Source organism: Peribacillus sp. FSL M8-0224, assembly GCF_038003055.1.
GTDB classification, from domain to species: Bacteria; Bacillota; Bacilli; order Bacillales; family DSM-1321; genus Peribacillus; species Peribacillus frigoritolerans.
Genome location: NZ_JBBOOJ010000001.1, coordinates 303,381 through 330,318 on the forward strand (window position 1 = coordinate 303,381; position 26,938 = coordinate 330,318).

The 26,938-nt window shown below is 43.1% G+C and carries 27 protein-coding genes; 14 read left to right on the forward strand and 13 right to left on the reverse strand.

From position 1 onward, the window contains the following. Nucleotides 1-18: 18 nt before the first annotated feature. The 4 genes from MKX49_RS01395 to MKX49_RS01410 all read left to right on the forward strand — a co-directional run bounded on the left by MKX49_RS01395 (nt 19) and on the right by MKX49_RS01410 (nt 4,901). Entirely contained in the window at nt 19-786 is a 768-nt protein-coding gene (locus tag MKX49_RS01395) for a 3-hydroxyacyl-CoA dehydrogenase (protein ID WP_048685468.1), read from the forward strand. 80 nt (nt 787-866) lie between these two features. Then, a complete protein-coding gene (locus MKX49_RS01400) occupies nt 867-2,012 on the forward strand; it encodes an acyl-CoA dehydrogenase family protein (RefSeq protein ID WP_340874411.1) in 1,146 nt (381 codons plus the stop codon). Nucleotides 2,013-2,037: 25 nt separating this feature from the next. Beyond that, nucleotides 2,038-3,189: a thiolase family protein gene (locus MKX49_RS01405; protein ID WP_340874413.1), complete on the forward strand. Its 1,152-nt coding sequence runs from the start codon at nt 2,038-2,040 to the stop codon at nt 3,187-3,189. A 131-nt stretch (nt 3,190-3,320) separates the two neighbouring features. Next, entirely contained in the window at nt 3,321-4,901 is a 1,581-nt protein-coding gene (locus tag MKX49_RS01410; protein ID WP_251541328.1) for a fatty acid--CoA ligase, read from the forward strand. A gap of 355 nt (nt 4,902-5,256) precedes the next feature. On the opposite strand, the gene MKX49_RS01415 is transcribed toward MKX49_RS01410, so the two are convergent. The 3 genes from MKX49_RS01415 to MKX49_RS01425 form a co-directional block, all read right to left on the reverse strand. After that, complete coding sequence (locus MKX49_RS01415; RefSeq protein WP_034306455.1) at nt 5,257-5,439, reverse strand: YfhD family protein; 183 nt, start codon at nt 5,437-5,439, stop codon at nt 5,257-5,259. 108 nt (nt 5,440-5,547) lie between these two features. Beyond that, nucleotides 5,548-5,670, reverse strand: a complete 123-nt coding sequence (locus MKX49_RS01420) for a YfhE family protein (protein WP_081088510.1) — start codon at nt 5,668-5,670, stop codon at nt 5,548-5,550. 52 nt (nt 5,671-5,722) lie between these two features. Further along, nucleotides 5,723-6,643 (reverse strand): TIGR01777 family oxidoreductase, encoded by a 921-nt coding sequence (locus MKX49_RS01425; protein WP_340878433.1) that lies wholly within the window; start codon nt 6,641-6,643, stop codon nt 5,723-5,725. A gap of 126 nt (nt 6,644-6,769) precedes the next feature. Here MKX49_RS01425 and recX point away from each other — a divergent pair, with 126 nt between their 5' ends. Both recX and MKX49_RS01435 read left to right on the forward strand, forming a co-directional pair. Next, nucleotides 6,770-7,567, forward strand: a complete 798-nt coding sequence (recX, locus tag MKX49_RS01430; RefSeq protein WP_340874417.1) for a recombination regulator RecX — start codon at nt 6,770-6,772, stop codon at nt 7,565-7,567. 76 nt (nt 7,568-7,643) lie between these two features. Next, the gene (locus MKX49_RS01435; RefSeq protein WP_034305394.1) at nt 7,644-7,955 is read left to right on the forward strand and encodes a YfhH family protein; all 312 of its coding nucleotides are present in this window, start codon (nt 7,644-7,646) and stop codon (nt 7,953-7,955) included. A gap of 41 nt (nt 7,956-7,996) precedes the next feature. On the opposite strand, the gene MKX49_RS01440 is transcribed toward MKX49_RS01435, so the two are convergent. Then, nucleotides 7,997-8,152: a small, acid-soluble spore protein K gene (locus MKX49_RS01440; RefSeq protein ID WP_034305387.1), complete on the reverse strand. Its 156-nt coding sequence runs from the start codon at nt 8,150-8,152 to the stop codon at nt 7,997-7,999. Nucleotides 8,153-8,265: 113 nt separating this feature from the next. Between MKX49_RS01440 and MKX49_RS01445 the strand changes: the two genes are divergently transcribed. Beyond that, the gene (locus tag MKX49_RS01445; RefSeq protein ID WP_034305384.1) at nt 8,266-8,532 is read left to right on the forward strand and encodes a YfhJ family protein; all 267 of its coding nucleotides are present in this window, start codon (nt 8,266-8,268) and stop codon (nt 8,530-8,532) included. Between the two features lie 49 nt (nt 8,533-8,581). Here MKX49_RS01445 and MKX49_RS01450 read toward each other — a convergent pair whose 3' ends face one another. Beyond that, a complete protein-coding gene (locus MKX49_RS01450) occupies nt 8,582-9,559 on the reverse strand; it encodes a metal-dependent hydrolase (RefSeq protein ID WP_048685454.1) in 978 nt (325 codons plus the stop codon). Between the two features lie 208 nt (nt 9,560-9,767). On the opposite strand from MKX49_RS01450, the gene mutY reads away from it, so the two are divergent. After that, a complete protein-coding gene (gene mutY, locus MKX49_RS01455) occupies nt 9,768-10,886 on the forward strand; it encodes an A/G-specific adenine glycosylase (protein WP_340874421.1) in 1,119 nt (372 codons plus the stop codon). Nucleotides 10,887-11,097: 211 nt separating this feature from the next. Here mutY and MKX49_RS01460 read toward each other — a convergent pair whose 3' ends face one another. Beyond that, nucleotides 11,098-11,322 carry a hypothetical protein gene (locus MKX49_RS01460; RefSeq protein WP_034305377.1) on the reverse strand — a complete coding sequence of 75 codons (225 nt, stop codon included), beginning with the start codon at nt 11,320-11,322 and terminating at the stop codon, nt 11,098-11,100. A gap of 66 nt (nt 11,323-11,388) precedes the next feature. Between MKX49_RS01460 and fabL the strand changes: the two genes are divergently transcribed. The 5 genes from fabL to MKX49_RS01485 all read left to right on the forward strand — a co-directional run bounded on the left by fabL (nt 11,389) and on the right by MKX49_RS01485 (nt 15,664). Continuing rightward, the gene (fabL, locus tag MKX49_RS01465; protein ID WP_048685448.1) at nt 11,389-12,138 is read left to right on the forward strand and encodes an enoyl-[acyl-carrier-protein] reductase FabL; all 750 of its coding nucleotides are present in this window, start codon (nt 11,389-11,391) and stop codon (nt 12,136-12,138) included. Nucleotides 12,139-12,219: 81 nt separating this feature from the next. Then, nucleotides 12,220-12,498 carry a gamma-type small acid-soluble spore protein gene (locus tag MKX49_RS01470; protein ID WP_048685445.1) on the forward strand — a complete coding sequence of 93 codons (279 nt, stop codon included), beginning with the start codon at nt 12,220-12,222 and terminating at the stop codon, nt 12,496-12,498. A 160-nt stretch (nt 12,499-12,658) separates the two neighbouring features. Next, nucleotides 12,659-12,913 carry a YgaB family protein gene (locus tag MKX49_RS01475; RefSeq protein WP_048685443.1) on the forward strand — a complete coding sequence of 85 codons (255 nt, stop codon included), beginning with the start codon at nt 12,659-12,661 and terminating at the stop codon, nt 12,911-12,913. A 233-nt stretch (nt 12,914-13,146) separates the two neighbouring features. Beyond that, on the forward strand, nt 13,147-13,677 hold the full coding sequence (gene ntdP, locus MKX49_RS01480; protein ID WP_048685440.1) for a nucleoside tri-diphosphate phosphatase: 531 nt from the start codon (nt 13,147-13,149) through the stop codon (nt 13,675-13,677). Between the two features lie 238 nt (nt 13,678-13,915). Further along, the gene (locus MKX49_RS01485; protein ID WP_034305364.1) at nt 13,916-15,664 is read left to right on the forward strand and encodes an ABC transporter ATP-binding protein; all 1,749 of its coding nucleotides are present in this window, start codon (nt 13,916-13,918) and stop codon (nt 15,662-15,664) included. Nucleotides 15,665-15,745: 81 nt separating this feature from the next. On the opposite strand, the gene MKX49_RS01490 is transcribed toward MKX49_RS01485, so the two are convergent. The 5 genes from MKX49_RS01490 to MKX49_RS01510 form a co-directional block, all read right to left on the reverse strand. Further along, the gene (locus MKX49_RS01490; protein WP_340874424.1) at nt 15,746-16,663 is read right to left on the reverse strand and encodes an EamA family transporter; all 918 of its coding nucleotides are present in this window, start codon (nt 16,661-16,663) and stop codon (nt 15,746-15,748) included. A 283-nt stretch (nt 16,664-16,946) separates the two neighbouring features. Further along, a complete protein-coding gene (locus MKX49_RS01495; RefSeq protein ID WP_323598766.1) occupies nt 16,947-17,294 on the reverse strand; it encodes a hypothetical protein in 348 nt (115 codons plus the stop codon). A gap of 13 nt (nt 17,295-17,307) precedes the next feature. Then, the gene (locus MKX49_RS01500) at nt 17,308-17,838 is read right to left on the reverse strand and encodes an NAD(P)H-dependent oxidoreductase (RefSeq protein ID WP_034305357.1); all 531 of its coding nucleotides are present in this window, start codon (nt 17,836-17,838) and stop codon (nt 17,308-17,310) included. An 18-nt stretch (nt 17,839-17,856) separates the two neighbouring features. Continuing rightward, nucleotides 17,857-19,461 (reverse strand): DHA2 family efflux MFS transporter permease subunit, encoded by a 1,605-nt coding sequence (locus tag MKX49_RS01505; protein WP_370023600.1) that lies wholly within the window; start codon nt 19,459-19,461, stop codon nt 17,857-17,859. A 55-nt stretch (nt 19,462-19,516) separates the two neighbouring features. After that, nucleotides 19,517-20,155 (reverse strand): HlyD family efflux transporter periplasmic adaptor subunit, encoded by a 639-nt coding sequence (locus MKX49_RS01510; RefSeq protein WP_057278723.1) that lies wholly within the window; start codon nt 20,153-20,155, stop codon nt 19,517-19,519. Between the two features lie 328 nt (nt 20,156-20,483). On the opposite strand from MKX49_RS01510, the gene MKX49_RS01515 reads away from it, so the two are divergent. Continuing rightward, complete coding sequence (locus tag MKX49_RS01515) at nt 20,484-20,942, forward strand: MarR family winged helix-turn-helix transcriptional regulator (RefSeq protein WP_082196714.1); 459 nt, start codon at nt 20,484-20,486, stop codon at nt 20,940-20,942. Nucleotides 20,943-20,999: 57 nt separating this feature from the next. On the opposite strand, the gene MKX49_RS01520 is transcribed toward MKX49_RS01515, so the two are convergent. Continuing rightward, the gene (locus tag MKX49_RS01520; RefSeq protein WP_034305350.1) at nt 21,000-22,091 is read right to left on the reverse strand and encodes an FUSC family protein; all 1,092 of its coding nucleotides are present in this window, start codon (nt 22,089-22,091) and stop codon (nt 21,000-21,002) included. Between the two features lie 331 nt (nt 22,092-22,422). After that, complete coding sequence (locus MKX49_RS01525) at nt 22,423-26,895, reverse strand: glutamate synthase-related protein (protein WP_340874427.1); 4,473 nt, start codon at nt 26,893-26,895, stop codon at nt 22,423-22,425. Nucleotides 26,896-26,938 lie beyond the last annotated feature (43 nt).

The window sequence follows — 26,938 nt, forward strand, 5'->3', positions numbered from 1 at the left end:
AACAGATGGGGTGAGAATTTGGAAATTCAAGAAACCATTGCAGTTGTGACAGGCGGTGCTTCAGGTCTGGGGGCGGCGACAGTAAGAAACATCATTAAAAAAGGTGGAAAAGCGGTCATATTTGACCTCTCGGAGGAAAATGGCGCTAAAATGGCTCAGGAGTTGGGAGATTCGGTCCTGTTTATTAAAACGGATGTAACTAGTGAAGATAGCGTATCGGTAGCATTGGATGAAGGAATAAAAAAATTCGGTAGCATCAATACTGTCATCAACTGTGCAGGCATTGCCATTGCAGAGAAGGTCATAGGCAGGAAAGGCATACATGAATTGAAAGCGTTCTCAAAAGTCGTGCAAATCAATTTGGTCGGTACATTTAACGTAATCCGGCTTGCGGCGGAAAAAATGGTCGAAAATGAACCGAATCAAGAGGGGGAGCGAGGAGTCATCATCAATACAGCTTCGGTCGCTGCCTTTGAAGGACAAATCGGACAAGCCGCATATAGTGCCTCAAAGGGAGGGATTGTCGGTATGACTCTGCCAATCGCGAGGGAGCTTGCCATCAAAGGGATACGTGTCGTATCGATTGCACCGGGTCTATTCCATACACCGATGTTCGATTCATTACCTGAAGAAGCCAGGACGTCATTAGGGAAAACCGTGCCATTCCCATCAAGGCTCGGGTATCCAGAAGAGTACGCTAAACTAACGGAAAGCATTATAACGAATCCAATGCTGAATGGGGAAACCATCAGACTGGATGGGGCCATTAGAATGTCACCAAGGTAAGTTGTCAATCCCTTCAGGGCAAACCATTGTAATTCTAGAAAAAGAGCCTCCGACAAAGGAATGGAGAGGAGATAAAAAAGATGAAGCATCCATACCTAAGTGAAGAACATGAAATTTTCCGTATGTCCTTCCGAAAGTTTTTAGAGAAAGAAGCAGTTCCCCACTATGAAAGATGGGAAGAAGAGAGGATCATTCCCCGGTCTTTTTGGGTGAAAATGGGAGAACAGGGTTTTCTATGTCCGGACCTTGAAGAAGATTATGGGGGTTCCGGGGTAGATTGGGGCTTTGCCGTTATAATTAATGAAGAATTGGAAAGAGTTGGTTCTGGGTTCATTGGTTTCGGACTTCACAGTGACATCACCGTACCGTATATTTCCGCCTACGGAAATGAGTTGCAGAAACAGCGCTGGCTTCCTAAATGCACGACAGGGGAAATCATTACAGCCATTGCCATGACAGAGCCTGGTACAGGTTCGGATTTGGCCAATATTAAAACGACTGCCATTTTGGATGGAGATCATTACATATTAAATGGTCAAAAGACATTCATCACAAATGGCATTCATTCGGATTTGATCATTGTTGCCTGTAAAACGGATCCCAGCGCCGTTCCGAAACATAAAGGCGTTAGCTTAGTCGTGGTCGAAAGGGATACACCCGGGTTTTCCAGGGGGAGAAAACTGAAGAAACTTGGCTTGCACAGTCAGGATACAGCAGAACTCATCTTCGAGGATTGCCGTGTTCCAAAGGAAAACCTGCTTGGTGAAGAAGGCAAGGGGTTTATTTATTTAATGGAAAAACTGCAGCAGGAACGTCTTGTGGTGGCAATTTGTGCTCAAACCGCGTCTGAGGATATGCTGGCCGATACGATTGAGTATGTGAAGGGCAGGGAAGCGTTCGGAAAATCTGTAAGTCAGTTTCAAAATACTCAATTCAAAATAGCGGAAATGGCCACGGAGATTAAAATGGGGCGTGCCTTCCTAGATCAATTGATCACCAAACATATGGCTGGTGAACATGTTGTAACGGAAGTTTCGATGGCGAAATGGCGTTTGACGGAGACTGCCAGAAAAATATCCATTGAATGCATGCAGCTCCATGGCGGCTATGGATATATGGAGGAATACAAAATTGCAAGAAGGTATCGGGATGTTCCAGTAGCAAGCATCTATGCCGGCACAAATGAAATCATGAAGAAAATCATCGCTAAGAATCTGGGCCTATAATAAAGATCAGAAGGGGAGAGAGTATATGCGGGAAGTGGTTATCGTTGAAGGAATTCGCACGCCGGTAGGCAGAAGGAACGGTGTCTTGAAAGATGTTCGCCCTGATGACCTGGCAGGGGAAGTATTGAAGAAGCTGATTGAAAAAGCGGGCATCGATCCTGCCATTGTCGATGATGTCATTTTAGGTTGTGTTTCACAGTCGGGCGAACAGGCCGGTGATATAGCAAGGGTTGCCGCACTGATAGCCGGATTTCCGATTGAAGTGCCGGGAACGACGATTGACCGTCAATGCGGATCAAGTCAGCAGGCAGTCCATTTTGCTTCCCAGGCCATCCTGTCGGGTGATATGGATGTGGTAGTGGCCGGCGGAGTGGAAAACATGTCACGAGTTCCCATGGGGTCAAATCTTCTAGGTGCTGTAACAAGCCAAAAGTATATGGACCTTTACGAGGTGATCAACCAAGGTTTATCAGCTGAAAGAATCGCAGATAAGTGGGGAATAACACGTGAAGATTGTGATCGGTTTTCCGTTGAAAGTCATGCCAAGGCAATACGTGCTCAAAAAGAAGGACATTTTAACCGTGAAATGATATCAGTAACGGGTACTGATAAAGAAGGAAATCAAATCGAAGTTACGGAAGATCAAGGCCCAAGGAGCGGAACTACGCTTGAAGTGCTGGCTGGATTGAAACCGGCATTTCAAGAAGGCGGTTTAATCCATGCAGGGAACTCTAGTCAGATCAGTGACGGTGCTGCCGCTTTATTATTGATGGAACGCAGTAAAGCAGAAGAACTTGGATTGAAACCGCGCTTTAAAGTGCATACACGGGTTGTTGTCGGGTCAGATCCCACCCTGATGCTAACGGGACCGATTCCCGCCACCCAAAAAGCTTTGGAAAAAGCGGGTCTTACAATTGATGATATCGATATCTTTGAAGTGAACGAGGCTTTCGCTCCTGTACCGATTGCCTGGCTAAAAGAAACGGGGGCAGACCCCAAGAAGCTGAATCCAAATGGAGGGGCGATTGCATTGGGGCATCCTCTTGGCGGCAGCGGGGCCCGATTGATGGTGTCCATGATCCATGAATTAGAAAGGACGGGCGGCCGTTATGGGCTGCAAACAATGTGTGAAGGCCACGGCATGGCGAATGCCACCATCATTGAAAGAATGGACTGAAGCTGGACTATCCATTTATGAAAATTCGTAATTCGCACGATAGTAAAAGCTGAAAAAGGGATGAAGTCGACCATCGGCAGGCTTTGCTGAATTCTTCCTGTTGATGGTGGTTACTTGAGGAGGAGAAGGATTTGTCAGTAACGATTAAAAATATCTTTGATCAGACGGTTCAGAAATTCCCCATTAAAGAAGCTATCTACGACGTGAGAAGAAATATCCGCTATACGTACATCCAATGGAATGAACAGGTGAATAGGTTGGCGGCGGCCCTTCAAGCGGAAGGGGTGCGAAAAGGGGATAGGGTATCTACGTACCTTTACAACAATGAAGAGCTTGCAACAGCGTTCTTTGCCTGTGCAAAAATCGGTGCAATCTTTAATCCGATCAACTTTCGTTTAATGCCGGAAGAGTTGGCCTTCATCTTGAAAGACGCTGCTCCAAAGGTCGTTCTATTCGAACGGGAATTGGAAACGAACGTTGCCGCGGTTGAAAAGCGATTTCCAGAAATGGCCTTCTGGTATATTGATGACGATGTGCCTGGGTATGCCAAAGGTTACCGCCAAAAATTGGCCAGTATCTCCTCAAAGCCAGATGAAGTGGAAGTTCACGAAGATGATATTTATGCCATCATGTATACGAGCGGAACTACCGGACGTCCCAAAGGGGTCATTCACCTTCATAAAGACATGGTCAAACAAACCGAGATTTTAATAGAGGCCATGAAGTATGAACGCTCTGATATCGGTTTGATTACTGCACCGATGTTTCATTGTGCTGAATTGCACTGCTCTTTTTTACCTCGTGTACAGGTCGGTGCAGCTAATGTCATATTACATCAGTTTCATCCCCAAAAAGTCATGGAACTGATTGAATCCGAGGGGGTCACCAAGTTTTTTGCTGCACCTACGATGTGGAACATGCTCATTCAGGAAAAATTGGAGGAGTATAAATTCCAGAGCTTGAAGTTAGGGCTTTATGGAGCAGCCCCGATGGCTCCATCCCTTGTACGTGCCTGTCAGGAGAAACTCGGCATCCAGTTCATCCAAGCCTATGGAATGACTGAAATGGGGCCGGCCATAACTCTCCTATTGGAGGAAGATCAAATTAGGAAAGCGGGTTCTGCCGGCAAGGCATGTTCCGAACATGAAATCATCATTGCCCGTCCGAATGACGAAGGACCATCCGATCCCGAGGATATGCTGGAACCTGGGGAAACAGGGGAAATCCTTGTAAAGGGTCCGTGTATCATGCAGGGTTACTTTCAAAAAGATAGAGAGACCGAAAAGGCGCTTTACAAAGGCTGGTACCATTCCGGTGACATCGGTTTCCTAGATGAAGATGGATATCTGTGGGTCAAGGACCGTGTGGACGACATGATTATTTCTGGAGGGGAAAATATTTATCCGCGTGAAGTGGAAGATACACTATATGAGCATCAAGGAGTTCTCGACTGTGCGGTACTTGGTCAGCCAGATGATCAATGGGGGGAAACGGTAACGGCATTCATCGTAGCCAAAGACCCAATGCTTGCCGAAAGCGATTTAGAAACTTGGTGTAAGAACAGTAATAGTTTGGCGAACTATAAACGTCCAAGGAGATATATCTTCTGTAATGAGCTGCCTCGGAACGCAAGTGGGAAGATACAAAAGTTCTTGCTTCGTAAACAGTTGGAAGAAAATGTTGATGGCAAAGGTTTGGGGAACCTTCTTTAAATGCCGGGGGCAGCAGCCGATGCAATACCAAGTTAGGGGTGGAATTTAGGATTGCTGGAAACAGATATGGATGAATTATTTTATAAATAATAATCTTATGGATCAAATGAAGGAGAGAGAATAGTTATCCACAACGAAAATGCAGCGTGATTAGCCCAATCTCTCCTTTATCCACATAATCCACAGGGTTATCCAGAAATAACATTATTTTCATGTTGATAAGGTGAGTTATTGGACTTGTTTTTTGTCAGTATTTTCAGAATATATCCACAATATACACAGGGTTGTGGATAAGCTATGTAAATAAAGAGAACCAAGGGGCTGATTTATAGCCCCTTGGGTTGGTTTATTCTGCTTATCGGCGATTATGAGCACGGCGGTCAGCCGCATTTGCACGGGCTTGTGCCTCGATATCTTCCTGATCAGCCAGTTCGGAAGAATATTCAACGTCAAGTCCGTCACTTTTCAGGTTTTTGGGAACCTGAGGAAGTTTCTGTTTGTTCTTATCTCGATTATGGTGTATGTTATTTCGTCCCATGTTATCGCCCCCTGGAAAATAGAATAAGCTGGAGATGAATTCACTAATCATCTCCAGCTTATTTTGTGTTGAGTGGCTGTTCAAAATGTAAGGGAAAAAACTCCAAACCTAACGACGGGATTTCTTCTCGGTATATCCACCAGCCCGATCTGCTTTTTTAAATTCGCGGGCATAAAGAATCGCTTGTGTACTAGTTAAGTTACTTTTTTCTTTATCGTGTTTTTTGAGCAATTAGATCATCTCCATTCACTTAATATCCCTATTTTTTCCTAAAATGACCCTTTCATACGTGGGAATCTTCTTTTAAGATATTTTGTAAGGCTTCTTTAAGGGTTGGAAAGGAGAAGGTGAATCCTTCCTCTTTAAGTTTAGTGGGAAGGACATTTTGCCCTTCAAGTACAAGGATGCTCATTTCCCCCAACAATTTCTTGAGGAAGAAGGGGGGGACAGTTATCCAATGGGGCCGGTGCAGGACAGTTCCTATCGTTTTTCCGAATGTATCCATCTGAACGGGGTTCGGTGCCGTAAAATTGACTGGACCTTCTATCCTAGCATCATTCATGCAAAAGATGATTGCACGGACCGCGTCATGGATATGAATCCAGGAAAGCCACTGATTCCCTTTGCCAATCTTTCCTCCGCCAAATAGTTTATAGGGGAAGGCCATCATTGGCAGTGCTCCGTCTTTTTCTCCAAGAATCACCCCGAATCTTGTAAAGATCAACCTTTTACTGTAAGAGCGTGATTTAGCCGCTTCCTTTTCCCATAGTTGAACAGTACGGGCCAAGAAATCATCACCAATGGATTTAGAGGTTTCGGTAAAGGTCTCATCGTCCGAAATACCATAATATCCGATTGCACTTGCATTAATGATGACAGACACTTTAGAGGGCAGTATGGAAATGATCCGGTTCATCTCTTTGGAAGCCTCGATCCTGCTTTCGACAATCCGGCGCTTACGTTCAGGTGTCCAACGGCCGCTGTTCAGAGATTCACCAGCAAGGTTAATGAACACATCGAGCCCCTCCAAGTGCATTTCCGGCGTTGCCTCCTTGGTCAACCAGCCGATATATGTCAAATTAGTCTGTTTTTTAAAGTTTTCGGGATGACGGGTCAAAATATATATATCATGATTCTCTTTTGATAATTCATCAATTAGGGCTGTGCCGACAAAACCGCTTCCACCAGCAATGGCTATTTTCATGAAAACCACTTCCTTTCCCTGTCTTTCCTTCACTTTAACATGCCCATGTTCTTTTTTCATTTTTAGGCATGCTATATATAGAAATGGTAAACGTAAAGGGGTAAAGTAGGTGTGGGGGGTGGATTTATGCCAAACATAACAAAAATAACAACCCAAAAGAAACGTAAAGATCGTTATAACATCTTCGTCGACGAAAAATATGCCTTCAGTGTAGACGAAGAAGTGCTTTTGAAATTTCAGTTGAAAAAGGGTACGGAACTTGATGACCTGCTTTTGGCCGAAATACAATTCCATGATGAAATCCAAAAAGCATTTACCGATGCACTTAATTATTTATCATACCGGATGCGCTCGGAATCGGAAATTCGCCTTTATTTAAAAAAGAAGGAAACGGAAGAGCCGATCATTAAGGAAGCGATACATAAACTATACAGTTTTAACTATTTAGACGACCTTGAATTTTCCAAGGCTTACGTGCGGACCCATGTGAATGGAGGGAATAAAGGGCCCACTACCCTTAAGCTTGAGCTTAAGGAAAAGGGGGTGCAAGAAAAGTTGATTGTCGAGGCATTGAAGGAATACCCTTATGATATTCAAATTGAACATGCAAGGAATCTGGCTGGAAAAGCGGTCAAAAAGGAAAAAAACATTTCCGAACGAGCTTTAAGGCTTAAGGTTGAACAAACCTTGTTACGGAAAGGTTTCCCAAGAGATGTCATCCATGAAGCACTTGAAGATGTGACGGTTGAAAAGGATGAGGATGAACAATGGGATTCCCTTTGCCACCATGCCGAAAAAATGCAACGCCGATATAAAAACCATGAAGGCTTCGAATATGAACAAAAAATGAAGCAGGCATTATACCGAAAAGGTTTTCCAATAGAATTGATTGAGCGTTATCTTTCCAATCCTGATGGTGATTAAGTGCATCAATAGCCAAATCACAAAATTTTGTTTAATATAGAAGTAAATTAATTATTTCATTTGAGGAGTCATATATATGAGCGACGTAAGATACAGCAAGCTGTCTGCCTATGAACTACAACAGGAAATCGCAGCGTTGACTGAAAAAGCGAGAAAAGCAGAGCAATTGGGAATGGTTAATGAATATTCAGTATTGGAACGAAAAGTGACGATGGCCAAGGCCTATTTGTTAAATCCTGATGATTTCAAAAAAGGTGAAATATATCAAATTGACGGAGATCCCGGTGTCTATTTCAAAATTGATTATATGAACGGCGTATTCGCTTGGGGTTACCGCTTGGGCGGTAGCGGTAAGGAAGAAGCACTCCCGATTTCAATGCTGAAATAAAAAGGAACCGGGGAAGTACCCGGTTCCTTCTGATGTACCTTTTAATTCGATCGCTCGTTTGAAGCTTTCATTCTTTCTTGAGGGTGTGTATTAATACTTCCATCTGCACGCTTTGAAGCATATCTTGCCTTTGCACGGGGCTCGCCTTGGAATTTGTTATTGTTTTGGTTGGGGAATCCTTTTTGTTTATTTCGCAAATTTTTTCTCCTCCAAGCATCAGATTAAGAAAGAAGCGTTTCCGCTTACAACTAGTATGGGTATGGGACAGTATAGTTCATTCTGTAAAAATATTGGCAATGAGGTGGTTCTAATGAATGATTACCATGAAAGATTAACCAAGATACTGCTTGAGAAAAATGAACACATCACGTATGAGCAAGCTTTGACTTGGGTGGAATTATTATGGGAAGATTTCGAAGCGACCTATGCAAAGGCTGGGCATGAATATGCCGGTGAAGAAATGACATCGCGCGTTGTAAGGACCTGGATTGATAACTACGGTGAGCAATTCCACGAATTCATTGCAAAGAACCCTAAATATCAGCAGTTATTAAATCAGCAGAATCGACTGCATTAAAAAAGCTGATTCCAGAGGAGTTCCCTGGAATCAGCTCTTTTTCAATATACTACAAAATAATATTCAATTTCTTCTGCAGCTTCGCTTCGCTAAAAATCCAGCCGGTATAAGAATTCAAGATATTCAATTCGCTGTCTAAATGGACCACTGCCACAAACGGGTAATATCCATTGCTGCGATATCTTAGATCGATAAAACGGACTTCGTAATATTCTTTTATCTGTTCGATTTCGAAGCGGTAAACCGGAGAAAAGGACAGAAAGGCTGCCAAGTTGATATCCTTCTTGGCGGCTTCGAGAATTTCACTTTCAGGCAAGGGCACTCGATCGAACGTATCAAGTATCTTCACATATCCATTATCGGCTCGTGCCACATAATAATTCTTTTCGGTAATCACTGCAATTTTCCAGCGGTGAAAACGCATCGTCGGTGATAAAAGAATTTTCCTTGCTCCAGGAATTTGCTGTTTAACCACTCTTTTTATAAAAGCTTGTTCCCTGAACCTGGAAATGTAATAAATGACGAGTATCCCGTAAATGGAAAGAAATAAATAGCCTGGAGGAAATCCGAAGCCCCATAATATCAGGCCTGCAACATGTATTCCAAAAATGAATGGATCGAATGTATTGATGACGCCTAAAGCTACCCATTTTGACGAAATCGGCCTAAGAGCCTGGGTCCCATAAGCATTGAATATATCCACGAATACGTGAAGGAATACGGCTAAAAAGGTCCAAAGCCAAAGATGAAGGTAATTTGCTTCAGGTATGATGGCGAAAATTGCTCCGCTGATAATCAAGGGCCAAAGTAAAACAGCGGGAATGGAATGCGTGATTCCACGGTGGTTACGTATATATACAGCGTTATTCCTTAATTTTAAAACGGTGTCAATGTCCGGAGCTTGTGATCCCAATATCGTACCTGCTATGACTGCACTTGCAGTAACTGGGCTCTGCGCAATGACGGGATCTAATGTGGCAAGACCTCCAAGAGCAATTCCCATGACAAAGTGAGTACCTGTATCCAAAAAACTAACCTCCCTGCCACAATTTGAAAAAAATGGTCTTCTTTCATCATACCGTATTTATATATTAACCATCAAATGAATATAATTTTGATTTATTTCAAGTGACCTGTTACAAATAAATGGATATGAACATGATATTAAAAAAAGAATGGCCTACTATAGGTATTCCCAATTTTGATTAGAGTGTAACATCTTTGGAGGAACTGATGTGAAAGAAATAACGATCCCGACAATAGAAAAAATAAAAATCGATGAATTTCAAAAAGATTTGGTTTCCTGGTTTCTCGAAGAACAAAGAGAATTGCCATGGAGGGAAAATAAGGATCCTTATCGCGTTTGGGTTTCTGAAATAATGCTGCAGCAAACGAGAGTGGATACGGTGATTCCTTATTTCAACCGGTTCATCGAATGGTTTCCGACACTCGAGGACTTTGCCAATGCAGATGAAGAGAAGATCCTGAAAGCTTGGGAAGGGCTGGGATACTACTCGCGTGTAAGGAATCTGCATAGTGCCGTTCAGGAAGTGAAGGCATCCTACAATGGGATTGTACCGGATGATCCCGAGGAAATCTCCAAATTGAAAGGTGTCGGCCCATATACTGCCGGTGCGATTTTAAGTATCGCATACGGCAAGCCGGAGCCAGCCGTTGATGGAAACGTCATGCGTGTTTTATCAAGGATATTAATGATATATGAAGACATAGCAAAGCCAAAGACAAGAAAAACATTCGAAGCTGCCGTCAGGAAGCTGATCGATCATGAACATACCTCTGCCTTCAATCAAGCCTTGATGGAACTTGGAGCATTAATCTGCACACCTGGTAAGCCTGCCTGCCTATTATGCCCCGTTCAAAGTCATTGTCTAGCATTTGAAGCAGGGGTTCAGTCGGAATTGCCGGTAAAAATCCAAAAGAAAAAAACAAGGGATGTACCAATTGTAGCTGCAGTTTTAACGAATGAAAAAGGTGAATTTTTAATTCACAAGCGAGCCTCAGAAGGATTGCTAGCTAATCTTTGGGAATATCCGAATTTCGAAAACCATACATCCCTCTTGCATAAGAGGGAATTCTTCGAGAGTCGGTTTAAGGAAATGTATGGCGTCAAACCGGAAATCACTGAATCACTTGTGAGAATTGAACATGTTTTCTCACATCTCGTTTGGAAAGTGGACACGTATATCGGTGTGGTCAAAGAGGACATCGGTGAAGAGACGCTAAAAGAACAGCAACTTAAGTGGGTGAGTGAAGCAGAGATGGTGGAGTTGGCATTTCCGGTCTCCCACCAAAAAATGATGAAGGCGTATAAAGAAAAAGAGTGTATTGAATAAGCGGTTTATTTGCTTTTTATGGAAAGATGAGTAAATCGGTTCATTAATTTTGGGCGTGCGATGAGATATTCGTTAACAATATTGGGGGACAGCCCTGATTTGTGCCATGGCGATAATGCCTTAATGAAATCGTGATATATGCATAGAAAGAGGATATCCGATAAGATATCCTCTTCCTTTTGTTGATTTTTAAAGCAATATCCGTATAAAATCATTCGTAACTGGTTTTCGTTCCATGAGTATAATCGGCTTCTTGCCTGTTAAGTCCGCCTCTATTTTCAATTTCTTTGACGATTTCGCTATGGATACTCTGTCCTTCTTGGTTTAAATAAGGTACCATTTGTTGAAGGGAGTGATGAAAATAGGCAAGTTCACTATTTTCCCAATCCGATTTTTTCATCATCGACAACTCAGTCATATCACGTCCAACATACATAACAGTAACACTCCTTAAAAAAGATTTTTATTACTCGGTGTTTACTCAGAAAGGATGAATAAACAAATGGAACAAAAAGTGGCACTCGTTACAGGTAGCAGTAAAGGTTTAGGAAGAAGCACGGCAATAAGGCTTGCAGAGGAGGGTTACGACCTCGTTATTAATTATGCCCGGAGCAAGTCGAAAGCATTAGAAGTGGCAGCCGAAATTGAAGCGTTGGGGCGAAAAGCCCTTGTAGTCAAGGCAAATGTCGGTGATGTTGCGAAAGTGAAAAGCATGTTCGAGGAAATCGATGCTTATTACGGACGTTTGGATATCTTCATCAATAATGCGGCCTCAGGCGTGCAGCGTCCATTGATGGAGCTGGAGGAATCCCATTGGAATTGGACCATGGACATCAATACAAAAGCCCTCCTTTTCTGCGCACAGGAAGCGGCGAAATTAATGGAGAGAAACGGCGGGGGGAAAATCGTCAGCATCAGTTCACTAGGGTCCATTCGCTATTTGAAAAATTATACAGCTGTTGGAGTTTCCAAAGCTGCGCTTGAAGCCCTGACAAGATATTTAGCGGTCGAATTGGCTGCTAAAAATATTTGTGTCAATGCCGTTTCAGGCGGTGTGATCGATACGGATGCCCTGAAGTCTTTCCCGAATCGGGATGAAATGCTTGCTGAGGCGGCAGAACAGACTCCCGCTGGACGCATGGTCGAGGTGGAAGATATGGTGAATACCATCCTGTTTTTAATTTCCGATGGGGCCAGGATGATTCGTGGACAAACCGTAATAGTTGATGGAGGCATTTCATTGCTTGTTTAATGTAACTGGAAAAATTTAAATGATTTTTGTTGGATAGCACTCCTGGATAATGGTTATCTTATTATCGTGGAGGTGATATCAATGGCTAAAAACAACATGAATAAATCACAAGCAGGTACTGACGTTCAACAAGTAAGACAACAAAACGCGCAATCTCAGCAAGGCCAAGGCCAATTCGGTACAGAATTTGCTTCTGAAACTAACGTTCAAGAAGTAAGACAACAAAACGCGCAATCTCAACAAAGAAAAGGCCAAGGTCAAGCACAAGGCCAATTCGGTACAGAGTTTGCTTCTGAAACTAACGTTCAAGAAGTGAAACAACAAAACCAAAAATCTCAAAGCAATAAAAACCAAGGCTAATTGCCGATGAAAAGCATCCTTCTTATGAAGGGTGCTTTTTTTTGCCTTCCATTGGATTCGACAAATGTTTCGTCGTGTTTACATTTTATGTCAAAGGAGAAAGCTGATAAAAATAGAATATACATACTATAGAAAAAATACAGATTAGGAAGGTGCATTCATGGAGGAATTTAACCGGCTTATAAACAACCAGTTGAAAACGATGGATAAGCTTTTACTTTTACAATCCGAAATCGAAAGATGCCAAGATATAGAGAAGCAACTCCTTGCCCTTGAAGAGGAGAGTGAAGCGGTCACCATTCAGGAAGAGATTCAACTAAAAAAGCAGGAATTGAAAAGTATCCATGAAATGTTCGAAAAGCAAACGGAAGAAGTCATCCGTTATTTTCAGCAAGGACAGGCAGCCATACGATAAATAACCGGCTAATTTCTTAGATGAAATGGGTGGATGGTCAGACTTTTTCGACTTATTTACACATTTTCACTGGGAGATTAGCCACTTTTGTTTTAAATTTATGAATAAATCGCTATAATATAGGAATATAGGGTAAATGGAAAAAAGTATATATTTTAAATACACACAACAACTGCAAACGGAATAGGGCACAGTACGCTGTCAGGGTGTCTATAGAAAGTAGGGAGAGATAAATGGGGATTGTTCCTGCCGAAGGAGGAAAAATCCAAATCCATAGCTATAAACATAATGGACATATCCATCGTATCTGGGAAGAGACAACCGTTTTAAAAGGGACCCAAAATCTGGTGATAGCAGCGAATGACCGTACTATGGTAACGGAATCAGATGGAAGGACCTGGATTACGAGAGAGCCGGCGATTTGCTATTTTCATTCAAAGTATTGGTTTAATGTTATTGGTATGTTGAGAGAGGACGGGGTTTATTATTATTGCAATATCAGTTCGCCGTTCACATACGATTCGGGAGCATTGAAATACATTGATTATGACCTGGACATTAAAGTATTCCCAGATATGACGTTTAATTTGCTGGATGAGGATGAATATGAAAGGCATCGGAAAGAAATGAATTACCCGGATGCCATCGATTCAATATTGAAACAGAACGTAGACTATTTGATTTATATGATACGCCAGCGAAAAGGACCATTCTCCGCAGAGTTTATTGATAGTTGGTATGAACGCTTTTTAACCTATCGATGATAGAAAAGGCCTGCTGCATAATTGGCAGGCTTTTTCATTGTGTATCGTACCTACATCATCTGATTCAATCTTTCAATACGCAGGAACCATTTAACCTCCTACAAATGTTTATGAAAGTGATCCTTTTGATAGTTAATTACCGAAAAGGAAAATATAATTGAATAGTGCATATAAGATTCCCAATTGACCGTTATGGGCTTTTTTTTAGCATTTGTTGATTAAGAAAAGGAGGAATTCCGTGGGGAGCATTAAGAGATATTTGCAATTCGTCAAACCATATAAATGGCAGATAATCGGAACGGTACTGATTGGATTGCTAAAGTTCGCGATTCCGCTTTTGCTTCCATTGCTCAGTAAGTATATAGTGGATGACATCATTGGAAACGGTGATCTGTCCAAAGCCGTGAAGTCCGAACGCCTTATATGGGCGATGGCTATCATGATATTCATTTTTGTTGCAGTTAGACCGCCGATTGAGTATTACAGACAATATTTCGCTCAATGGACCGGAACGAAAATCTTATATGATATTCGTAATGATTTATTTACTCATATACAGAAACTGAGTTTTAAGTATTATTCCAATACAAGGGTGGGCGAGGTCATTTCAAGGATGATCACGGACGTGGAACAAACGAAGAACTTTGTCATCACGGGTTTGATGAACCTTTGGCTTGATATCGCAACGATCATCATAGTGATAGTCATCATGTTTACGATGGACGTGAAATTAACCATTGTATCCATCATCATGCTTCCATTTTACGCATTTTCGATTAAGCATTTCTTTGGCAAGCTGAGAACCTATACAAGGATTCGGTCCCAAGCCTTAGCGGATGTACAGAGTCACCTTCATGAACGGGTTTCAGGGATGTCAGTCATCAAAAGCTTTGCGATAGAAGACAGGGAACAGGAATTGTTTGCGAAGCAGAACAAGAATTTCCTCGATAAGGCCCTAAAGCATACGAGCTGGAATGCCAAGTCATTCGCTGTCGTGAATACGATCACGGATATTGCCCCCTTGCTCGTGATAGGATTTGCCGGTTATCAGGTCATTCATGAACAATTGTCACTGGGTACCATGGTTGCTTTCGTCGGTTTCATTGACCGGCTATATAATCCCCTCAGACGTTTAGTTAACTCTTCGACGACAATGACCCAGACACTGGCGTCCATGGACAGGGTTTTTGAGTTTGTGGATGAGAAGTATGATATCGATGACGAACCAGGGGCGAAAGAGCTGAAGCATGTAGATGGCCGAATAACCTTTCAGGATGTATCGTTTGCTTATGACGAGAAAGAGGCACCCGTTTTGAAACATATAAACTTGGATGTTAAACCAGGGGAGACCATTGCACTTGTCGGTATGAGCGGCGGCGGGAAATCCTCGATCGTCAGTTTGATTTCCCGTTTCTATGATGTGACGGAGGGAAGGGTATTATTGGATGGGACGGATATCCGTAAATATCAAGTCCGCAGCCTAAGAGATAAAATAGGAATGGTTCTACAGGATAATATCTTATTTAGTGAATCGGTTAAGGCCAACATCCTTATGGGACGACCTGATGCAAGTGATGAAGAAGTATTTGAAGCGGCAAAGGCGGCGAATGCCCATGACTTCATCATGGGTCTAAAAGAAGGATATGAAACGAAAGTCGGGGAGCGGGGAGTTAAATTATCCGGTGGCCAAAAGCAACGGGTGGCCATTGCGAGGGTATTTTTGAAAAACCCGCCAATCCTTGTTCTCGACGAAGCCACCTCCGCATTGGATTTGGAAAGTGAACACTTTATCCAGGAGGCGCTGGATATTTTGGCGAAAAACCGGACCACGATCATCGTCGCCCATCGGTTATCAACCATCACCCATGCCGATCGGATCATTCATATCGATAATGGCGAAATTACGGAAATGGGAACACACGAAGAACTTATGAAAAAGCAAGGGAATTACTACAACCTATTTCAAGTACAACAATTGGATTCTTAAGGAATACAAGATAAAAAAGAAGACCATTCCGCTAAAGGAATGGTCTTCTTTTTTATTCTGAAACGAACTTGTGCATGCACGTTATGAAATCCTTTTTTCATGCAGCGTTTTTTTTCCAGGAAGGAAATGCGGCAGATGCTTTATTCCCTCAGGCAAGGCGATGCCGACGATGATCAAGCACATCCCGAACCATTGCAGTGACGTAACCTGTTCATTCAAGAAGATGACGGAAACGACCATCGCTGAAGGCAGTTCCGCAGCACAAAGAATCGTTCCAAGCCCGACCCCCACTTTTGGTAAACTGACAGCAAAGAAAAAGAAAGGAACTAAAACACCCAATGTGCCGAGCAGCAGACCGTAGTACCATAGGTTCGTTTGGACAAGATTCGTCACAAGTGTGACGGGGTTAGTCGTGAATACAGCAGTCAGCATACCACCCGTTGCAATGAAAAACAGCCGTTTCATGGAAGATTCCCCAACAGCGAATTGAGAGTTGCAGTACATATACAGCGCAAAAAGCAATGCAGACAATAGTCCGAACAATACGCCTTTTAGACTTAGGCCAGATAGAGGCTGACCAAAGATCGCCCCTGCCAATAATGTACCGATGAAAAGAACGAAAATGGCAATGAGTTTATTTTTATCCGGGCTTCTTTTATTTAAGAAGCTTTCAATAAGGACGCCTATCCAGGTAAATTGAAATAAAAAGACAACGGCAATCGAAGCGGGAAGCTCGGATACGGAAACCGCATATGCCTTTCCGACGAAAGTGGACATCATGCCCGTGATTAAAAGTAATCCGGCACTCTTCCATGAAACTTTATATTTAAACGAAAAGAGAAATATAACGGAGACAATCAGCCAACCGACAAGATATTGACTGCCGACCAGTTCTCCAGAAGAATGGCCATCCATGAATCCAAACTTCATCATGGTGGATAAAGTGCCATATGAAATCGAACCGATTAAGACCATTATGGAATACTTCAAAAGTTGCATATTTTTCACCCCTATAAAAATAAAAATCGCCACCTGCCAAAAAGGCAAGTGACGAACGAAAAAAGGAAATCCTTTTAAAATTCCGTCTCTCAACAAAAGCTGAGTTTAACAAATTGTATGCGTTGCATTACCTTAGCTTAAAGTCTTTGTGAATATTTGTCAACCAGAAAATAAAGTTAAAGCCTGCACATCGATCACTGGTGGCAGAGGTAAGAGAAGATCCATTCAATGGCATATAAAACAAAACCCCCAAATGGCAAATTAGCCTAATGGGGGGGGTGTTTCAATCGCCATTCTGTTGGAAGTCCTCCAATGTACCACGGTATTCCTTGTCTTTCATTTTGCGAATATCAGGCTTTTTTTCTGCAGTTGGCTCATCATTTGGTTTTTGTTCATGAAGCTTGGAAAGAGCCAAACGATAATCCTGATCTTTCATTTTCAATTCATCATTGTCTGTCGGGGAGATGATTTCGGTAATGGAATCATCTGCAGTCGGGAAAGCGGATGATTCCGACGAATTCTCTTCCTCGACTGCAGGCGGCTTACCTTCAGGTGATAGGGCTTTGATATTGAATGTGATCAAGCCAGTAACCGCTAATATGGCAACGATGATAATTAGAATTATGCCCATTGAATCAAGCCTCCTAGAGCCCGTTTATGAATGAACGGGTGACATGGGCTACCCGTTTTCCTAATGCTTCTCCAAGCTTCAAGTCATTTTTGGTGATATTGTCATCCACACCGGGCGGACAGCTTATCCCTACTCCATAGTAGGAACCATATAAGGCATTTTCCGGGACAGTGCCGGGCAAGCCGACAATGATCATGCCCTGATGAAGCATAGGGGTGATTAAGTTCAGCATGGTAGCCTCGAGTCCGCCATGTACGGTGGCCGTGGTACAGAACACAGCACCCACTTTATTGATCAGCGCACCTTCCGCCCATAGATACCCAAGTTTATCGATCCATGTTTTCAAACTCGAACTGATGGTTCCGAAATGACCGGGACAGCCCCAAATGATCGCATCCATTTCCTGAAGCTTATAAACATCCGCCTCGTTTACATGGTCAATGAGAACCTCAGCCCCAGGAACCGCAGCGGCTCCTTGAGCTATTGATTCGGCAAGTGCTTTCGTATGGTTACCTTCACTGTCGTAAACAACATAGATCTTCATTTTAATTCCTCCATTCAATTAAACCGATTTTTTTACTGGCGAAGGAAGCAAAGGTACATCCAAAGGTTCTTGTTTAGCTTGTTTCATTGCTTTATCCTTCCGAACGTCGCGCAAAAATAGTGAGAGAACGATGCCGGCAATTGCGAAGCCTGTTGCCCAAAAGAATGCATCATTGATTCCCATCACATTTGCTTGACCCTGAATTTGAGAAGAAATCAGCGACATGGCAGTTTCCTGTGCCTGTTCACTAGTTTGATTCATCGAAGTCATGATGGATTGAACGATAGTTTGGAAATTCTGAACAAAACCGGGATCACTCGTACTCATTTCCGTTCCTAAAGCAGTTCCATGGAAAGAAGCACGGGTTGTATAAATGGTCGTCACGAAGCTCGTACCAATGGCTCCGGTCACTTGTTTCAGCGTATTGCTCATTGCCGTACCATGTGTATTCAAATGCTTAGGAAGCTGATTCATCCCAGCAGTCATGATCGGCATCATCAGTAAAGACATTCCAAGTGCGCGGATGGCATAGATGATGACCAAAGTCGAATAGGTTGTTTCCGTAGTCAATTTAGCGAATTCGAAGGTTGTGACGGCAGTGATCGCCAACCCAATTAGTGCTAATGGACGAGGTCCGATTTTGTCAAATAATGCTCCTGAAATGGGTGACATCACCATCATCACAAGGGCTCCGGGTAGCATCAACAGGCCGGATTGAACTGGTGTGAAGCCTCTTAAAGTCTGCAAATATATAGGTAATAAGAATATCCCGGTAAACATGGCCACTGTGACGATTGCAGAAATGATATTGGATAATACGAACATGTCATACTTAAATACACGGAAGTCGAGCATAGGTGTTTCCGATTTTAGCTGTTGAACCACAAAAAGCGTCAAAAGGATCAGCCCAATGATGATCGTTCCCAGAACGATTGGATCCGTCCAGCTTTTGGAACCTGCTTCACTGACACCGTATAGTAATGATGCAACACCTAGCAAGGATAGAGAGGCACCAAGCAAATCCAATTTGATTTTCTTTGGTTCCGCTACATTACGCATACTTAAAAAGGCGAGTGTCATGACGATCATGCCTAATGGCACCATTGCGTAGAACATGACCCGCCAGCTATATTCCTGAATGACCCAACCTGATAAAGTCGGGCCGATTGCAGGGGCAAACATAATGGCAAGTCCAAAGATCCCCATACCTTTCCCGCGCATTTCCGGAGGGAAGATGAAAAGAATGATCGTCATGACCAAGGGCTGCAGGATTCCGCCGCCAGCGGCCTGAATCAGCCGGCCTGTAAGGATGACGGGGAAATTTGGTGCGATGCCGCAGATGAATGTCCCGACGGTGAATAGAAACATGGCAGCCAGGAATAAAATGCGCGTGCCAAACCGTTCTATTAAAAAAGCGGAAAGTGGAATCAAGGCTCCATTCACGAGCATGAATCCAGTTGATAACCATTGAATCGTAGTCGCAGCTACATTGAATTCTGCCATCATCCTAGGCATGGCGACACTAAGCAGGGTTTGATTCAAAATGACCATGAACAAACCTAGCATTAGGATAATTAACATGGGGGCAAACTGTTTCATTCCCTTGTTTTCATTTACTGTGATGGTTTGAGAAGCCATTTAAAGAAAAGCCTCCTTTCTGTATAACTGTGTAGCCGGTTTATTTAGTCGAAATTTTCACTTCTGCGTTCATTCCAGGCAGAACTTTATCGGATGGTGCTTTGATGGAAATTTTCACTGGTACTTTTTGAGTGACTTTCGTATAGTTCCCGCTGCTGTTTTGATTGCCCATCACTGAAAAGACAGACGTTGTAGCATAACCAATCTGTTCCAATGTACCTTCGAAGACCGTATCGGGATCTCCATCGATGATAATATCGACGCTATCACCTTTTTCGATATCCTTCAATTTATTTTCTTCAATATTAGCCGTTATGGACAGATCTTCCATATTGATGGTTTGAGCTAGCGTTTGACCTGCTTGAACAAGCTGCTCATCATGCACTTGTGTTTTAACGATCGTACCTTGTGCTGCGGTTTTTACCGCTTCTTTACCGTCTAAGGTAGTTACATTGGCAACTTTGTCATCCTTACTTACACTGTCTCCTTCGTGTAAGTCCCAATCTGCTAGTTTACCGGCAGCGGGGGCAACGATGGTATATAGCTCACCTGACACTTTCGCTTCATCCGTTTTAATGAAATTCGTGCTTTCATAATAGTAATAAGCCCCACCGGCCAATGCCGCTATTATAATAACCAAACCAATGACATTGATTAAAACTAAACGTCCTCTATTCACTTGTTTCGCCTCCAAAAATATATTGATGATGTGTTCCTTTTTTTTGATTTACGTTCATTAGCTAGAAATGACATCGCCTCCTATTCTAAATTTTATTTATTAATTTTAATAAATATTAATTTTTATAAGTATTAATATTATTAAGTAAAGAGTTTACCAGTTTAATTATTTTTTGTCATGTAATTTATTCGGAATAATGGTGGGAAATAAATACAGTGAAATAGTAAAAATTTGAATTTTTTTTAGTTTTAAGGATATATGGAAAGTAAAGTTGACATTGGAATGCCATTTAATTAAATTTAAGAGGTAGGATTGTCCTATATAAGGAGTGAGAAGGCTGGAATTTAAATGGGAAGTAACTAATAGTATAGAGATGCAGATTTTTCGGATTAGGAAGAAGCTTAGGGCCATCGTAGCAAAAAATCTTCAGCCTTATGGATTAACATCGCCTCAGTTTTTCATTTTATTGATATTGAAAAAAGAGGGGTCGATTAAATCGACCCAGCTGGCTGACTTCTTAACCGTAAAGCCAAGTGCGATTACCGTATTTGTAGATAAGCTGGTCGAAATGGATTATGTGAAACGGCAGCCCTCTGATAAGGATCGCAGGGTCATCAACCTTGAATTGAAAGAGGCTGGGGAAGCTATTTTGGGGAGAGTCCTTGCGGATCATAACAAATTGATGGGCAAGAACTTCAATTCATTCTCGGAAGACGAGCTGCAGGATCTTTTGAAGAAATTGGATACGATTGAAAAGGCTGCTGATAAGAACCTTTTGGATGATTGAATGAGGGCATGCTCTAAATAGAGACGAAAAAAAGACGGTTCCCGGGAACCGTCTTTTTTAATCTTCTTCATACTGGACAGATATTTCGTTATCTTCCTTATGGAAGGACTGGAAGCTGACGATCAGCTTTTCAAGGTGTTCCAATTGTTCGTCATATTCTATGACTGCAGAAATCAATGGAACAAGGCGGGCAGAGAGGTGGCCTAGGTTATCATGCATTTCGTCCACTTGATTCTGCTGTTCGAAAAAATGGGCGAGCAGCTCTTTACGACTTAAACAATCCTGGTCCCAATCTTCAATCTCCTCGATTGACTTGATTTTTTCGATATGCAGTAATATCAACTGCTCATGCTTGCGGATCAAGGAATCAAGCTGCTGTAAGATGCTCCGTTGGAAATCTTCAGGCATTTGATATACTTCATTCTCGAATTTATGGATTCTCTTCAAGGTTTCAAACGCTTTTTTCGTCGTTATGATCATTTGCCGATAAACGACAAGCTTTCTTGCTTTAGCGACACTGTTCTTCTTGAAATATTCCCGTTCCTCTTTGTACATGGAATAGATATGTTCCAAATCGAGTAACTCGGCCTTCAATCGGCTGATGTCCTTTTTCAATAAAGTGTGTTCTGTAGCATGTCTTGTGCTGATTCTGATCCATTTCAAGATGTCTTCCGTTACATCTGTAATGCGTGTATAAAGCTTTGCTTCGTACTTTGGAGGAATGAAAACAAGATTCACGATAAACGAAGAAACGATTCCAAGCAAAACGGATGAGAGACGAATAAAGGCAAAATTAAGGAATTCCCCGTCCTGGCTTTCCATGATGGCAATGACTGTCACGATGGAAAGGACAATCGTTTTATCCATTTTCAGTTTTAAATTGATGGTTATGACAACCATTACGGCAAGACCAATTATAAAAATATCATTTCCGAACAACAAAACGAAGGAGACAGCAACCAATGCGCCAATGATATTTCCTTGAATTTGCTCCAATACCGTTTGATATGAACGGTAAATGGTCGGCTGTATTGCAAAAATTGCAGCAATCCCAGAAAGGACAGGAGCAGGAAGGTTAAGCAGTTCCGATAGGTAAAGCGCTAAAACAATTGCTATTCCTGTTTTGAGAATGCGGGCACCAAACTTCATATATGGGTTAATCCTTTCTTTGTGTTGTAATGGATCTGGCAAGAAAAGGCTCTATTAATATATAGGCCTTTGCTTAAAGTTGTATTCTAACTTATTTGTTAGTACTTTACACTAAAATAAGATGATGTAAACAAAAAGTAATATACAGGATTTTCCTGAGAGTTACAATAGTTAAAATCAAGTTTAATATATAAAGAAACGATAGGCAATTTCTTGATTGCTTTCAGCATTGTTTTTCAATCGTTCGAAGACGACCCCAGAGGTCTATGACGGGAAAAGGCTGATGCTCGAATTGAAGAGCATCAGCCTTTTTTAATATATGTTTTCGGCATCACTCCGTGGATACAGCAGGATCCGCCTGTTCTTTAACTGGAACGACCTGAAGGAAGTGCTCTCCAAGATTCTGAAGCAGTGTCTCTAAAGAGGCAGCTTCTTCGGTTTGGCCATGATCTTTCAAGAGGGCCGTGTATTTGCCAAGGAGTTCGGCCACATCCTGCAGGCCTTTTGCAGATAGGGGCTCAATGGAAATCTTTGCCCCTTTCGCAACCCGTTTTTTAATGACTTCTTTGGTTAAGCCAGATTCAGGCTGTTGCCGTAAATAAACGACACCGCCTGTCATCCCTGCGCAAATCCATGGACCGGGATCACCAAGAACTAAACCTCTTCCATTTGTCATGTATTCAAAAGCGAATCCCTTAATATTGGATGTTACCGCAATATTCCCGTTTTCCTTTTTAGGAAGCGGTTGTTTCAATAGTCCTCCAATGATCATATCCGCTCCGGAAAGCCGGATTCCCGCCCTGGCATCGGCATCACCCTGGGCAATGAGGAGACCATGCTGTGCCCCGTAACCAAAGCCCTTACCGACAGAGCCATTGTAGAACTTCCCATCTTTTCCTGGAGATTTAAAGATGGCAATGTTACCGCCAATCGATGTTTTGCCGATACCATCCTGTGCACCGCCATTCACGCTGATTGAAATTCCCTCCGTATTGTATGCCCCAAGTCCATTACCCGGAATGGAACCATCCTGGTAGGATAGGTGAACGGGAGGAAGTTTTTTGTATGATCCATCCAATCTGCCCCTAACGCGGTGACAGGAGACCCTGCTGCCGAGTACACGCTGCTCGGAAGTGATCGAGCTATAGCTGCGGGATTGCTGCAGGTCATCTACATGCGAATCAAGATATTCGGCGCCAACGGCTACCTGCATGGAGCCTTCATTCAAATATGCCGCCGCTTCCTTATGCGAGAACGGTGTTATATCCAGATTTTTTAATAAATAGGTTAAATCCAATGATTGTTGACCTTTAACTTGCTGCAGCAAATCAGAACGCCCGACGATATCCTGAAGATTCTTCACCCCAAGTGACCCGGTCAAAGATTTGAGTTCTTTTGCAAATGCACTGAACATATTCGTTAAACCCTGAACGGCTAAATCAAATTTACGTGGAACAAAACGGCGCAGCCCGTGTTCTTTCGCCTGAGCTTCCGATTCAATTTGGGTGGCGATGCCCACATGGCAAGTATCAAGGTGACATCCGCGGCACGTTGTGCAGCCGACTGCAATCATCGAAAGGGTCCCAAAGCCTACACGATTTGCCCCAAGCAGCATTACCTTCAAAACATCCATCGAGCTTTTTAACCCACCGTCAGCCCAAATTTCAACGTTCTGCCGGATACCTGATTCAAGCAGTGCATTATGGGCCGCTTTCACACCGATCTCAACTGGCAGGCCGACATGTGAGAGTGCATGGATCCTGGCAGCACCCGTCCCGCCATCAAAACCGGAAAGCGTTATGATATCGGCCCCGGCTTTTGCGACGCCGACAGCAATCGTACCGATGTTTGGAACGACTGGTACTTTGACGGCAACTTTTGCCTTGTCATTTGCCGTTTTTAGCTCATGGATCATTTGGGCCAAATCTTCAATTGAGTATATATCATGGTTATTGGAAGGGGAGATCAAATCGGAACCGATTGTTGCATTTCGGGCTTCTGCGATTTTCGCTGTGACCTTGGAACCGGGAAGGTGACCGCCTTCACCGGGTTTTGCCCCTTGACCAATTTTAATTTCCAATAGATTTGAAGAGTTCAGGAGTTCTGCATTGACACCGAAACGTCCGGAAGCGATTTGCTGACCGCGGGATTTCGGGTACTTGCCCAGCATATCCTTTATTTCCCCGCCTTCACCATTCATGCTGATCATGCCTAGCCTCTCGGCAGCTTCTGCATAGGCCCGGAAAGCAATCTCATTTTGTGATCCAAAGGACATGGAGGCTATGACGAACGGCAATTCCTGTTCACCGATCGAAAGGCTGACTTCTTCAGAAGGGACGGAAGCATCTGAAGTTTTTAATGATGTCAAGTGGCGGATCGTCGTCGGATTGGATTCTTCCTGTTCAGTGATCTTTTCGCGATAAGCATCATAGTCCCCGGTTGAAGCAACTTCCCCGATGGATTTCCAGATTCTTGGGAATAGATGGAAGGTCTTGCCCATCCGTTCTTTTTCATTGCCGTAATCCTCTGCACGCTGGATGGCATCTGCCTTGATTTTATCAAAATTATAGTCCAGATCATTGGATCCGAAGAAATTAGCCACATTTAGATATTTCGCGATTTCCTCATGTAAACCGATGCTTGAGAAAAGTCTTCCATAGCCGCGCAGCTCATGAATGCCAATGGTGGAGATGACTTTCTCAAGCCCTTTCGTCAAGGAGTTATATAGATTGGTAACCCCCTTATGGTCATCTGAAGATAAGGAAAGGAACATATAATAAGGGCTGATTAAGTTGGCCCCAAGACCATAAGAAACGATGATATCATGCAGTGACCTTAGCGATGCTGAACGTAAAAGGATGGAACAATCACGACGCTTGCCTGTACGGACCAACGCTTGGTCGACGGCTGAAGTGACCAGGTGTGGATCAAGCCAAAGGTTGCCGTTTTGATGGGCAAGGGCATCATCCAGAACGAGCAGCGTTTTTCCTTCATCCACAGCATTGACACTTTCATCCGTAATCCTGGTCAGGGCATCCGTGATGTTTTCATCCTCTTTGAATGTGCTTGAAATGATGTGCACGAGTTTTTGATCTTGGTTATATTTAATGAACTGGTCGTAGCTTGGCTGCGATACGATGGATGAGCACTCATAACCCGTTGATCCTTCGATCAATAAGGGAGTCAGCAGCTCCGTCACCTTTCCTGCCTTATTCGCTTCGAATAGGGAAGGGCGCTTTCCGATGATCGTCCTTGTTGAGAAGTGCTCGGTTTCCCTGTCCCGGTCGATCGCCGGGTTGGTTACAACGGCCACGCTTTCCTTGATGAAATCAGCAATGTTGGTCCGTTGGGGATTAAGTGCTGCCAGCGGCGCATCATGACCAAGTGAACGAATGGGCTCAGCGCCTTTTTCGGCCATCTGCTCCACTAATTGGACATGCTCCCTTTCCCACCCAAAGGCTTTATACTGACCATTATGAATGGCTTGCGTGTTTGCCATGGAGACAACCTTTTCAAAAGCCTGGGGCTGTAAGCGGACTCGGTCATTGGAAAGGACGAAACGATCATTGAATAGTTCAAACACTTTATCCTGGTAATCCTTGTATGTGTACAATTCAATTCGGTCGCCGTTCCATTTCAACCCGATTTTTTCCCCTGGACCCATCGGTTTCGGATCTCCGGTATATTCACTGGAAGGGATGATTCCTGGTTCGGAAGTGAACATATAGGATGATTCCGTTTCAATATTCCATAAAGGGCGCAAGCCTAGAGAGTCGACAGAGAATACGGCTTCATCGCCGAAACGGGAGATGATGCCTGCCGGACCTTGTGCAAAATGACCCCATGCTTCCCTTAAATACGTATATAAGTCTTGTAAGTGCTCGGGATATTCCTTGATTTCATTGATGATTGGCGGAAACATAAGATCGACAGCTTCAAATAAAGAGTAGCCATGACGGCAGATGAAAGTTTCGATCGTCTTGTTTAAATCCTGAGAGTCGCTTCCGTCTTTAGCGATGGGAACTCCGATCATTTTCGCTTCATCACGCAATTTGGCGATGGTATTGATTTCGCCATTATGACCAAGCACGCTGAAAGGCTGGACCCGGAAGAAGCTTGATAGAGTATTGGTTGAAAAACGATTATGTCCCAGTGTCATGGTGGAGGCAGCCAAAGGATCGGCAAGATCAAGATAATAGGCAGGGAGCGTATCCCCCGCACCCATCACTTTGTATACCGCATGATGCTGGCTTAAAGAGGCAACATGGATGAAATCACTTTTTTCGATGTCGGAAGTCAGCTCAAAAAGAACATTTGAAAGCTCCTGGTTGTTATTGATGGTTGAGGAACAGGCAAATTGCCAGAACACTGGGTCTTCTTGAATGGCAATCGGTCCCAATGCCTCGGAACGGTAGGCTTTATCCGTTTCGAATATCAATGAGAGACCATGTTGGAGCAGTTTCTCCTTAACTTCGATCTTTAAGTCGTTCGCTTCTGTTTTTTTGCTTAGAAATAAGTGGCCGACTATGAAGGTATCTTGATCGACGATGCTTGAATCGACATTTGCCGCTTCAAGTTTCTTTTTCCAAAGAGCCCGGGGAATATCGATATGGATGCCGGCGCCATCGCCCTCACCATTGATGAAGCCGCAGCGATGGTTCATTTTAACCAGGGCGTCGATACAGGCAAAGATGTTTTCGTTAGTAGGGATCTTCTTTTTTTCGATGCAGGAAACGATTCCGCAGGCATCATGTTCTTCCTTGTGAAATTCTTTGAATGTAGCAGGTGTCCATTGTTGGGCCATATTTGTGGCTTGAATAAGGTTACCCTTATTCTCTGCCTTTCAC